Raw genomic sequence first — 10932 nt, 5'->3', positions numbered from 1 at the left:
CGCCGGGCGTCGCCCCGCCCCCCGCCCGCCCGGAGGGGAGGTCGGCTCACTCGGCGTCGAGCTGGGCCCCGACCTCGTCGCTGATGTCGAAGTTGGCGAAGACGTTCTGCACGTCGTCGCTGTCCTCCAGGGCGTCGATCAGCTTGAGGATCTTGCGGGCGCCGTCGACGTCCAGCTCGACCTGGACGCTGGGCACGAAGTTGGCGTCGGCCGAGTCGTAGTCGATGCCCGCGTCGACCAGCGCGGTGCGGACGCCGACCATGTCGGTGGCGGCGCTGATGACCTCGAAGGACTCGCCGAGGTCGTTGACCTCCTCGGCACCGGCGTCGAGGACGACCTCGAAGACCTTGTCCTCGTCCACGCCGTCCGCCTTGGGGACGATCACGACGCCCTTGCGGGTGAACATGTAGGACACCGAGCCCGGGTCGGCCATCGAGCCGCCGTTGCGGGTCATCGCCACGCGCACGTCGGAGGCGGCGCGGTTGCGGTTGTCGGTGAGGCACTCGATCAGGACGGCCACGCCGTTCGGGCCGTAGCCCTCGTACATGATCGTCGAGTAGTCGGCGCCGCCGGCCTCCGCACCGGAGCCGCGCTTGACGGCGCGGTTGATGTTGTCGATCGGGACGGAGCTCTTCTTCGCCTTCTGGATGGCGTCGTAGAGCGTGGGGTTGCCGGCCGGGTCGCCGCCGCCGGTGCGCGCCGCCACCTCGATGTTCTTGATCATCTTGGCGAAGAGCTTGCCGCGCTTGGCGTCGATCACGGCCTTCTTGTGCTTGGTGGTAGCCCACTTAGAGTGGCCGGACATCGCCAGCTCCTTTACGTCGCCAAAAGGGAAATGAACAGAGGAGATCCTACCGGTGCCGCCACGGGGAGGTGGCACACGGTCACTGCGCGGCGGCCTCCACCATGCGCACGAAGTACTCGTGCACCCGGTGGTCGCCGGTCAGCTCGGGGTGGAACGAGGTGGCCAGCAGGTTGCCCTGGCGGACGGCCACGATGCGGCTGTCCGGGCCGTCGGCGGCCGGGACCTCGGCCAGCACCTCGACGCCCGCGCCGACCGCCTCCACCCACGGGGCGCGGATGAAGACGCCGTTGACGGGCTCGCCCGCCAGGCCGCGGAAGTCGATCGCCGACTCGAAGGACTCGTTCTGCCGGCCGAAGGCGTTGCGGCGGACCGTCATGTCGATGCCGCCGACGGTCTCCTGGTCGTCGCGGCCGTCCAGGATCTTGTCCGCCAGCATGATCATGCCGGCGCAGGTGCCGTACACCGGCATGCCGGCGGCCACCCGCTCGCGCAGCGGGTCCATCACGCCGAACAGCAGGGCGAGCTTGGACATGGTGGTGGACTCGCCGCCGGGGATCACCAGCGCGTCCACCTCGGCCAGCTCCTCGGCGCGGCGGACCGGGCGGGCCACCGCGTCGGCGGCCGCCAGCGCGATCAGGTGCTCGCGGACGTCACCCTGGAGGGCGAGGACGCCGATGGCGGGGTTGCTGCTGGACACGGTTGCTACCTCTTCGGTCGATGCGGGGGAACGTGCGGCGGCCCGCCGCGCGAAGGTGCTGCGCGGCGGGCCGGACGGAGTCGACTACCAGCCGCGGTTGGCGTAGCGCTCGCTCTCGGGCAGGGTGTCGCAGTTGATGCCGACCATGGCCTCGCCCAGGTTGCGGGAGGCGTCCGCGATGATCTTCGGGTCGTCGAAGAAGGTGGTGGCCTTCACGATGGCGGCGGCGCGCTTGGCCGGGTCGCCCGACTTGAAGATGCCGGAGCCGACGAAGACGCCCTCGGCGCCGAGCTGGCGCATCAGCGCGGCGTCGGCCGGGGTGGCCACGCCACCGGCGGAGAACAGCACGACCGGCAGCTTGCCGAGCTCGGCGACCTCCTTGACGAGCTCGTACGGGGCGCGCAGCTCCTTGGCGGCGGCGTACAGCTCGTTGTTGTCGAAGCCGCGCAGCTTGGCGATCTCGTTCTTGATCTGGCGCAGGTGGCGGACGGCCTCGACCACGTTGCCGGTGCCGGCCTCGCCCTTGGAGCGGATCATGGCCGCGCCCTCGGCGATGCGGCGCAGGGCCTCGCCCAGGTTGGTGGCACCACAGACGAAGGGGGTGGTGAAGGCCCACTTGTCGGAGTGGTTGATCTCGTCGGCCGGGGTCAGCACCTCGGACTCGTCGATGTAGTCGACGCCGAGCGACTGGAGGACCTGGGCCTCGACGAAGTGGCCGATCCGGGACTTGGCCATGACGGGGATGGAGACCGCCTCGATGATCTCCTCGATCATGTTGGGGTCGGACATCCGGGCCACGCCGCCGTCCTTGCGGATGTCGGCCGGAACCCGCTCCAGGGCCATGACGGCGACGGCGCCGGCGTCCTCGGCGATCTTCGCCTGCTCGGCGTTGACCACGTCCATGATCACACCGCCCTTGAGCTGCTCGGCCATGCCGCGCTTGACCCGGGCGGTGCCGATCTGCGGCTGCTCTGCGGTGATGGGGGTGGTGGACACGTAAGACCTCACTCGAAGATGAACCGGTGCTATCGACCTATCGTAGGCCGCGAACGCCCCTTACCGATGCGCCATACAGTCCAGCAAAGGCGTCCGCCTCTGACAAACAGTAGCCCCTGCGGCGGCCCGTCCCGGCGCAGGTGGTGGGATCTCCGGGCGGCCTTCGTTCATTCCAGCTGACGCATGATGGCTTGCATTCATGCTGGCTTATCCCCAGGGCGTCCGGCAGCGTGGCCGCGGCGCCGCCGCGGCGCGCTGCGGGCCCCGGGGGACGCACCTGAACGAAGCGGGGGAAACCACGGCAAGGCGGTGGGCCCGGAGGGCCGCACGGCGGCCGACCGCCCGGCGCCCGCTCGCGGTGCCGACCGCACCGGCCCGGCTCTCCGCGCTCCGCCCGTCCGGCCTCCGGGAGACCGGAACGGCGCTGCGGGGGGCCGGCGGCGTGCTGCACGTCACGTCCCGGCAGCTCCGGGGCGACTGCGCGGGCCGGTGCGGGTCAGCCGGCGATGTCCACCACCACCTTGCCCGCGGCGCCGCCGCTCTCCACCAGCGCGTGCGCCTCGGCCACGGTGTCCAGGCCGAACCGCCGCGGGTCCAGCCGCGGCCGCAGCCGGCCCGCATCCGCCAGGGCGGCGATCCCGGTGAGGATCTCGCCGTGGTGGGCCCGGCCCCGGCCGGTCAGCATCGGCAGCAGGGTGAAGACCCCGGAGTAGGTGGCCCCGCGGAAGGAGAGCGGCGCCAGGCTGTGGCTGCCCCAGCCGAGCGCGCTGACCACGTGGCCCGTGTAGACCCGGGCCGCCGCGAAGGAGTCGTCGAGGGTGGCGCCGCCCACCGTGTCGACCACGATGTCGAAGCCCTCGCCGCCGGTGTGCTCGGCGACGTACCCGTCCACGGTGGTGGCGGTGTAGTCGATCGGCACCGCGCCGAGCGCCTCGACGGCGGCCAGGCTGCGGGGCGAGCCGGTGGCGAACACCTCGGCACCGCGGGCCCGGGCGAGCTGCACCGCCACGTGCCCGATGCCGCCGGCGCCGCCGTGCACCAGGACGCGCTGTCCGGCCCGGACGCCGGCCCGGTCCACCAGGCCCTCCCAGGCGGTGATGGCGACCAGCGGCAGCGCCGCGGCCTCCCGGACGTCCAGCGCGGCGGGCCGACGGGCCAGCAGCCGGGCGTCCACCGCGGCGTACTCGGCCAGCGAGCCCTGCAGGTCGCCGACGCCGCCGGTCATGCCGTACACCTCGTCGCCCGCGGCGAAGCCCTCCACGCCGGGGCCGACCTGTTCGACCGTCCCGGCCAGGTCGAGCCCGAGCACCGCCGGCAGCACCGTGCGGGCGTGCGCGGCCCGGCCGGCCCGGATCTTGGTGTCCAGCGGGTTGACGCCGCTCGCGCCGATCCGCACCAGGACCTGTCCGGGGCCGGCCGCGGGCCGGTCGATCTCCCGCAGGCGCAGCGGGCCGCCGAACTCCTCCAGGACTACTGCGCGCATGCCGCTCCCTGCCTTCCGTACCGTTGTGCCGGCCCATCCAATCGAACAGACCGGTCTGTTTCTTTCGAGCCCTAAAAGGCCCCACCGTCCCCGGAGCACCGGGCCGGTGGGGCGGGATCAGCGGGGCGCCGGGCAGAACCGCTCGACCAGGGCCCGCGCGGCGCCCGCGGCCGCGGCGGGCAGCTCCGGGTCCTGTTCGAGCTTGCCGGCCGCCAGGGTGCCGTCCACCAGCAGGGTGAGCTGGCGGGCCAGCCCGTCCGGATCGGCGGCGCCGGCCGCCTCCGCGAGCCCCCGCACCCAGGCGCGCACCGCCCGCTTGTGCTCCACGGTGACCGTGTGCGGCAGACTGCCCGGCTCGCTCTCGGCCGCCGCGTTGATGAACGGGCAGCCGTGGAAGCCGTGCCGCCGGAAGGCGTCGTCGACCGCGTCGAAGAGGCCGACGAGCTGCTCCCGGGGGTCGTCGCCGGCCGCCAGCGCGGCGGCCCTCAGCCGGCCCCGCCAGGAGTCGTCGGTGCGGCGCAGATAGGCCGCCGCCAACTCGTCCTTGGACGGGAAGTGCACATAGAGGGTCGACTTGGCGACCCCCGACTCGGCGATGATCCGGTCGACGCCGACACCCCGCAGTCCGTGCTCGGCGAAGAGCTCGCAGGCCGTCGACAGGATGCGCTCGCGCGCCGGGACCCGCTTGGTGGTGACGGCCACGACCTCTCCCGTTCTGCGTCGGCCCGCGGGCACCGGTCGGCACCCTGCCCACACATCATACAGACAGGTCTGTCCGATTCCCGGGACGGGCGGGCCCGCACGGCCCCGCCGGGCACTCCCCCGGTCAGGCCGGGGCGCCCTCGGGGGTGAGCGCCTGCGGCGGCTCGTCGTCCATCTCGAAGGCCATCGGGAACGGCGCACGCCCGGCCAGCCTGAAGTAGCGCACCAGGCGGTGCTCACGCACGGCACGCGCGGCGCGGACCGCGTCGTTGTGGAACCGGCGGGCCATCGGCACCCGGCGCACGGCGGCCGTCAGGTCGGTGACCGCCTCCTTGCCGCCCGGCGCCTCCAGCAGCGCGGTGATCTGCTCCGGGTCGGCGAAGACCGCGCGCAGCGCCAGGCTCAGGTCGCTCTCGGCCACTTCGCGGTGCTCGTCCTCCGCCTGCCGGGCGGCGTGCGAGGCGTCGTACAGCAGCAGCGACGCCGCCGGGTCCAGCAGCGAGGAGGTCGCCAGCTCCTGCGCGACCGAGGCCCGCCGGACGAGCTGGGCGTCCAGCGAGGCCCGGGCGGCGTCGATCCGCGCGTGCAGGCGGTCAAGCCGCCCGGCCGTCCAGCTGAGGTAGACGGCGAAGAGCACGACGGCCGCGATGGACCAGATCCAGGTAGTCACGGCGAGCCAACCTACCGGGCGGCCGACAGGTAGACGTCACGGTCCAGCTCGGTCACGTTGACCGCCAGGTGGACCCGCTCGCCGGGCACGTGCTTCTCCAGCAGGGCCAGCGCCCGCCGGCTCAGCTCCGTCCGCAGCGCCGGCGGGCGCCCGGTGAGGATCCGCAGCTCCAGGTAGACCGCCGAGCGGCCGGGCTCGCCGTCGCCGAGGAACTCCTCCTCGACGGTGCGGAAGCGCGTCTTGCACGCCTCCACCGTGGTGTCGATCAGCTCGGCCACCACCGGGTGCAGCTCGGCGGCGAAGCCCCGCCGGTCGAAGGCCAGCCCCCGGGAGTGCTCGACCCAAATCTGCGGCATCGCCGTCTCTCCTCGTCGTCGGTCTTCCGTCGGCCGTCAGCCGTCGGCGCTAGTCGCGGGCCGCGAGCCCGAACCGCTCGCGCCAGCCGACCCGCTCGTCCTCGGCCACCGGCGGCATGCCGTCGGTGACCGTCTCGTACACCGACAGGATGTCGGCGCCGACCGTGCTCCAGTCGAAGCGCCGCACGTGCCGGGAGGCCGCCTCGCGCAGCTCGGCCAGCCGCTCCGGGCTGCCCAGGAGCTTCACCGCGGCGGAGGCCAGCGCGTCCGCGTCCTCGACCGGGAACAGCTCCCCCGCGTCGCCGCCGTCCAGCACCTGCCGGAACGCGTCCAGATCGCTGGCCAGCACCGGCGCACCCGCCGACATCGCCTCGACCAGGATGATGCCGAAGCTCTCGCCGCCGGTGTTCGGCGCCACGTAGAGGTCCACGCTGCGCAGCAGGCGGGCCTTGTCCTGGTCGCTGACCATGCCGAGGAACTCCACCTGGGCCCGCACCTCGGGGGCCAGGCCCTCGACGGCCTCCTCCTCGTCGCCCTTGCCGGCGACCAGGAGCCGGACCCCGGGCCGCTCGGCGAGGATCCGCGGCAGGGCGGCCAGCAGGGTCGGCAGGCCCTTGCGCGGCTCGTTGATCCGGCCGATGAAGCCGATGGTGCCGGGTTCGCCGTCGGCGGCCCGGCCCTGCCAGCGGGGCTCCGGCTCGGCGTCGGCGAAGAACCGGACGTCCACGCCGTTGGGGATGACCACCGCGTCGCCGCCCAGGTGCTCGACCAGGGTGCGCCGGGCGTACTCGCTGACCGCGATCCGGGCGGACATCTTCTCCAGGCCCGGCTGGAGGATCGGCGAGGCCGCGATCATCGCCCGGGAGCGCGGGTTGGAGGTGTGGAAGGTGCCCACCATGGGACCCGACGCCGACCAGGCGGCCAGCATGGACAGACTCGGCGAGGACGGCTCGTGCACGTGCAGGATGTCGAACCGGCCGTCGTGCAGCCAGCGCCGCACCCGCGCCGCCGACAGGATGCCGAAGCTGAGCCGGGCCACCGACCCGTTGTAGGGCACCGCGACCGCCCGGCCCGCCGAGACCACGTACGGCGGCAGCGCCGACTCGTCCTCGGCGGGCGCGAGCACCGACACCTCGTGGCCCCACCGGATCAGGTGCTCGGCCAGGTCGCGGATGTGGAACTGGACGCCGCCCGGCACGTCCCAGTCGTACGGGCAGACGATGCCGATCTTCACTGCGCGGCCCCCCTGGGTGTCAGGTCGGACAGCCACAGCTTCTGCAGCATGTGCCAGTCCGCCGAGTGCTCCCGGATGCCCTCGGCCCACACGTCGGCGAGGGCCTGCACCATCACCGAGGTGCGCTCGCGCCGGTCGCCCTCGGCGGGCGGCACGATCTCCGGGTGGATCTCGGCCCGCATCACCGGGCCGTCGTACCAGAGCGTCACCGGGAACAGCGCGGCGCCGGTGCGCTGGGCGAGCGCGGCCGGGCCGGCCGGCATCCGGGTGGCCTCGCCGAAGAAGTCGACCTCGATGCCGGCCTCCGAGAGGTCCCGGTCGCCGACCAGGCAGACCAGCTTGCCCTCGCGCAGCCGGCGGGCCAGGGTGCCGATCACCGACACGTCGGAGCCGGTCAGCGCCAGCACCTCCATGCCCAGGCCCTCGCGGTAGGCGACGAAGCGGTCGAACAGCGACTCGGGCTTGAGCCGCTCCGCGACGGTGGTGAACGGGTATCCGCCGGCCGAGGCGATCCAGGCGCCGGCGAGGTCCCAGTTGCCCATGTGGGGCAGCGCGAGCACCGCGCCGCGGCCGGCGGCCATCGCCTCGTTGAGCTGCTCCAGGCCCTTGACCTGCATGCCGTCGGCGATCCGCGCCAGGCTCCAGGTGGGCAGCCGGAACGACTCCATCCAGTACCGCAGGTAGGAGCGCATGCCGGCCCGGGACAGCTCGCGCAGCCGGGCCTCGTCCGCCTCGGGGTGGACCCGGCGCAGGTTGGCCTCCAGCTGCGCCACGCCCTTGCCCCGGCCGCGCCACACGCGGTCCGCGATCGCCGAGAAGAGGGCGCGCGCCAGCGGCTCGGGCAGCCGCTTCACCGCCGCCCACCCCAGCGCGTACAGCCAGTCGACCAACCGGTCCCTCACGCCGCCCCCTCGACTCCGGCCCGCGCCCGGTCGGCCTCCTGGGCCTCCCTGCGCACGGTCAGGATGCGCTGCATCACCGTCACCAGGCTGCCCGCCGCGACCACCCAGAGGGCGAACGGCAGCAGCCACTCCACATAGGGCAGGCCGAACGTGTGCAGCCCCGCCACACCCGCCGCGACCAGGCTGATCACCAGCCGTTCCGCCCGCTCCACCAGCCCCGACACGTCCACCGGGAAGCCCAGACTCTCACCGCGTGCCTTGGTGTACGACACCACCTGACCGCTGGCCAGGCAGAACAGGGCAACGGCGCAGAGCAGGTCGTTGTTCCCGCTGCCCGCGTACCACATCGCCAGACCGCCGAAGATCGCCGCGTCGGCGACCCGGTCGAGCGTGGAGTCGAGGAAGGCGCCCCACTTCGAGGAGCGCCCGGCCTGGCGGGCCATGTTGCCGTCCACCAGGTCGGAGAAGATGAACAGGGTGATCGTGATGGTGCCCCAGAAGAACTCCCCGCGCGGGAAGAACACCAGCGCACCGGCGACCGACCCGGCCGTGCCGATCAGCGTCACCGCGTCCGGGCTGACGCCCCAGCGCAGCAGCATCGCGGCGAACGGCGTCAGAACACGTGTGAAGAAGGCACGCGCGTATTTGTTGAGCATGGCCTTCCCGACCGCTCCGATCTCACCGGACTCCGCCCGCGGCGTCCGTGCCGCCGGGCGGCCGAGCGGATCGGTCCGCCCGGCCGGACAATGGTATCCACGCTGATCGCGGGCTCCGCCGCCCCACGCCCCCGAGCAGCCCGCCGGCCCGACCGGCCCACCACGCGCGGCACACCGGCACGTCGGAGCAGGTGCCCACCGGCACCGCGCACGACGGGCGCGAACGCCGCAGCCACCCGCGAACCGCAGGAGAGCAGCCATGGCGGACCGAGCAGCCACCCACACCGCGGCCCCCACCGTCGAACGACCCGAGCAGCTGCGCAACGTCGCCGTGGTCGGCGGCACGGGCAGCGGGAAGACCACCCTCGTCGAGTCCCTGGCCCTGGCCGCGGGCGCCCTCACCCGGACGGGCAGCGTCCCGGACGGCACCACCGTCGCCGACGCCGAGGACATCGAGCACCAGCAGCAGCGCTCCGTCCAGCTCGCGCTCATCCCGCTGGCCTGGCAGGACTGCAAGATCAACCTGCTGGACGCGCCGGGCTACGCGGACTTCGCCGGCGAGCAGAGCGCCGCCCTGCACGCCGCCGAGGCCGCCCTGCTGGTGGTCTCCGCCACCGACCCGGTCTCGGCGCCCACGCTCGCGCTCTGGCGCCGCTGCCGGGCCGCCGGGCTCCCCACCGCGATCGTGCTCACCCACCTGAACGCCGTCCGGGTACGCCTCGACGAGGTGATGGCGACCCTCCAGGACGCGCTCGGCGAGGGCCACCCGGACACCGTCCTGCAGCTGTGCGACACGGCCCTGCGCGACGGGCACCTGGTCGGCTCGGTCGACCTGCTCACCGGCCGGCGCTACGGCGAACCCGGCGAGATCCCGGAGCTCGACGCCGACCGGGGCCACCTGGTGGAGACCATCGCCGGCGAGGACGACGCGCTGCTGGAGCGGTACGTGGCGGGCGAGGAGCTGGACGCCGCCTCGCTGGGGGCCGCCCTGCGCCGGGAGTTCCTGGCCGCCGCCGTGCACCCGGTGGTGGCCACCGCGCCGCCCGCCGAGCCGACCGGCACCGCGCCTGGGGCGGCCGAGCTCCTCGACCTGATCGCGGCCGCCTTCCCGTCCCCGCTCGACCGGGCCGACGACGGCCTGCCGCCGTGCGACCCGGAGGCGCCGCTGGCCGCCCAGATCGTGCACACCGGCGAGGACCCGTACGTGGGCCGGCTCAGCCTCGCCCGGGTCTGGTCCGGCACCGTCCGCCCGGACACCGCGGTGCACGTCGCGGGCGGCTCCGACGAGAAGGTCACCGCGCTGAGCTGCCCGTTCGGCAAGCAGCAGCGGCCGGTCCCGCACGCCCTGGCCGGCGACCTGGTCTGCCTCGCCAAGCTGGCCTCGGCCCGCACCGGCGACACCCTGGCCGCCGAGGACCGGCCGGAGCTGCCGCGCTGGTCGCAGCCGGAGGCGCTGCTGCCGGCCGCCGTGGAGGCGCACTCCAAGGCGGACGAGGACAAGCTCTCGCAGGCCCTGGCCAGGGTCGCCGCCCAGGACCCGGCGCTGCGCGTCGAGCAGAACCCCGACACCCACCAGCTGGTGCTGTGGTGCACCGGCGAGGCCCACCAGGCAGTGGTGCTGGACCGGCTGCGGACCCGCTACGGCGTGCACGTCGACACCGTCGAGTACCGGGTGGCGCTGCGCGAGACCTTCGCCAGCGGCGCCAGCGGGCACGGGAGGCACGTCAAGCAGTCCGGCGGGCACGGGCAGTTCGCGATCTGCGACCTCACCGTGGAGCCGCTGCCGGGCGGCGGCTTCGAGTTCGTCGACAAGGTGGTCGGCGGCGCCGTGCCGCGCAACTTCATCCCCTCGGTCGAGAAGGGCGTGCGGGCCCAGCTCGCCCACGGGGTGGTCACCGGCTTCCCGATGGTGGACGTCCGGGTGACCCTGACCGACGGCAAGGCGCACTCGGTCGACTCCTCCGACGCCGCCTTCCAGACCGCCGGCGCGCTGGCGCTGCGCGAGGCGGCCGCCAACGGGCGCGTGCAGCTGCTCGAACCCGTCGACGAGGTGCACGTGCTGCTCCCGGACGAGTACCAGGGCGCGGTGCTCAGCGACCTCTCCGCACGGCGCGGGCACGTGCTCGGCACCGAGCCGGGCGGGCCCGGCATGAGCCTGGTCCGCGCCGAGGTCCCGGAGCTCGAACTCACCCGCTACCCGGTGGAGTTGCGCTCGCTGTCGCACGGCACCGGCCAGTTCTCGCGCAGCTACCTGCGGCACGCCCCGATGCCGGCCGGCCTCGCCGCCCAGTACGGGCACGCCTCCTGAGCCGGGGGCGGGCGCGGGGCGGGCGCGGCGGCGGCCCCGGGGGGGTCGGGCGGGGGGGTGGGGGGGGGCCGGGGGGGGGGGGTCGCCGCCCGGGGGGGGGCAGGGGCCCCCGCGGGGGGGCCC

The 10932-nt window shown here is 74.1% G+C and carries 11 protein-coding genes; 1 reads left to right on the top strand and 10 read right to left on the bottom strand.

Annotated elements, in window-relative coordinates; all coding sequences use genetic code 11:
- Positions 1-46 precede the first annotated feature (46 nt).
- From ACFV0G_RS24505 to pgsA, 10 genes are all read right to left on the bottom strand, one after another.
- Entirely contained in the window at positions 47-805 is a 759-nt protein-coding gene (locus tag ACFV0G_RS24505) for a YebC/PmpR family DNA-binding transcriptional regulator (protein ID WP_380551771.1), read from the bottom strand.
- A 79-nt stretch (positions 806-884) separates the two neighbouring features.
- The gene (gene pdxT, locus ACFV0G_RS24500; protein ID WP_380551768.1) at positions 885-1502 is read right to left on the bottom strand and encodes a pyridoxal 5'-phosphate synthase glutaminase subunit PdxT; all 618 of its coding nucleotides are present in this window, start codon (positions 1500-1502) and stop codon (positions 885-887) included.
- A gap of 84 nt (positions 1503-1586) precedes the next feature.
- Positions 1587-2498 carry a pyridoxal 5'-phosphate synthase lyase subunit PdxS gene (pdxS, locus tag ACFV0G_RS24495; protein ID WP_380551765.1) on the bottom strand — a complete coding sequence of 304 codons (912 nt, stop codon included), beginning with the start codon at positions 2496-2498 and terminating at the stop codon, positions 1587-1589.
- Positions 2499-2994: 496 nt separating this feature from the next.
- On the bottom strand, positions 2995-3981 hold the full coding sequence (locus ACFV0G_RS24490; RefSeq protein ID WP_380551763.1) for a zinc-dependent alcohol dehydrogenase family protein: 987 nt from the start codon (positions 3979-3981) through the stop codon (positions 2995-2997).
- Positions 3982-4098: 117 nt separating this feature from the next.
- Positions 4099-4683, bottom strand: coding sequence for a TetR/AcrR family transcriptional regulator (locus ACFV0G_RS24485; protein WP_380551760.1), 585 nt, complete (start codon positions 4681-4683; stop codon positions 4099-4101).
- Positions 4684-4807: 124 nt separating this feature from the next.
- Complete coding sequence (locus ACFV0G_RS24480) at positions 4808-5353, bottom strand: hypothetical protein (RefSeq protein WP_380551757.1); 546 nt, start codon at positions 5351-5353, stop codon at positions 4808-4810.
- An 11-nt stretch (positions 5354-5364) separates the two neighbouring features.
- Positions 5365-5709: a 5-carboxymethyl-2-hydroxymuconate Delta-isomerase gene (locus tag ACFV0G_RS24475; RefSeq protein WP_380551755.1), complete on the bottom strand. Its 345-nt coding sequence runs from the start codon at positions 5707-5709 to the stop codon at positions 5365-5367.
- Between the two features lie 49 nt (positions 5710-5758).
- Positions 5759-6943: a glycosyltransferase family 4 protein gene (locus tag ACFV0G_RS24470; protein ID WP_380551752.1), complete on the bottom strand. Its 1185-nt coding sequence runs from the start codon at positions 6941-6943 to the stop codon at positions 5759-5761.
- On the bottom strand, positions 6940-7845 hold the full coding sequence (locus tag ACFV0G_RS24465; protein WP_380551749.1) for a phosphatidylinositol mannoside acyltransferase: 906 nt from the start codon (positions 7843-7845) through the stop codon (positions 6940-6942). The genes ACFV0G_RS24470 and ACFV0G_RS24465 overlap by 4 nt, the downstream gene beginning before the upstream one ends.
- Positions 7842-8501 (bottom strand): phosphatidylinositol phosphate synthase, encoded by a 660-nt coding sequence (gene pgsA, locus ACFV0G_RS24460; RefSeq protein ID WP_380551746.1) that lies wholly within the window; start codon positions 8499-8501, stop codon positions 7842-7844. Before pgsA ends, ACFV0G_RS24465 begins: the two co-directional genes overlap by 4 nt.
- A 259-nt stretch (positions 8502-8760) precedes the next feature.
- On the opposite strand from pgsA, the gene ACFV0G_RS24455 reads away from it, so the two are divergent.
- Entirely contained in the window at positions 8761-10809 is a 2049-nt protein-coding gene (locus ACFV0G_RS24455; RefSeq protein WP_380551743.1) for an elongation factor G, read from the top strand.
- The last annotated feature ends 123 nt before the right edge of the window (positions 10810-10932 follow it).

Source organism: Kitasatospora sp. NPDC059571 (genome assembly GCF_042735675.1).
Lineage (GTDB): Bacteria > Actinomycetota > Actinomycetes > Streptomycetales > Streptomycetaceae > Kitasatospora.
Note: the sequence above shows the minus strand (reverse complement) of the source record. Positions and strands in the feature narration are given on the sequence as shown.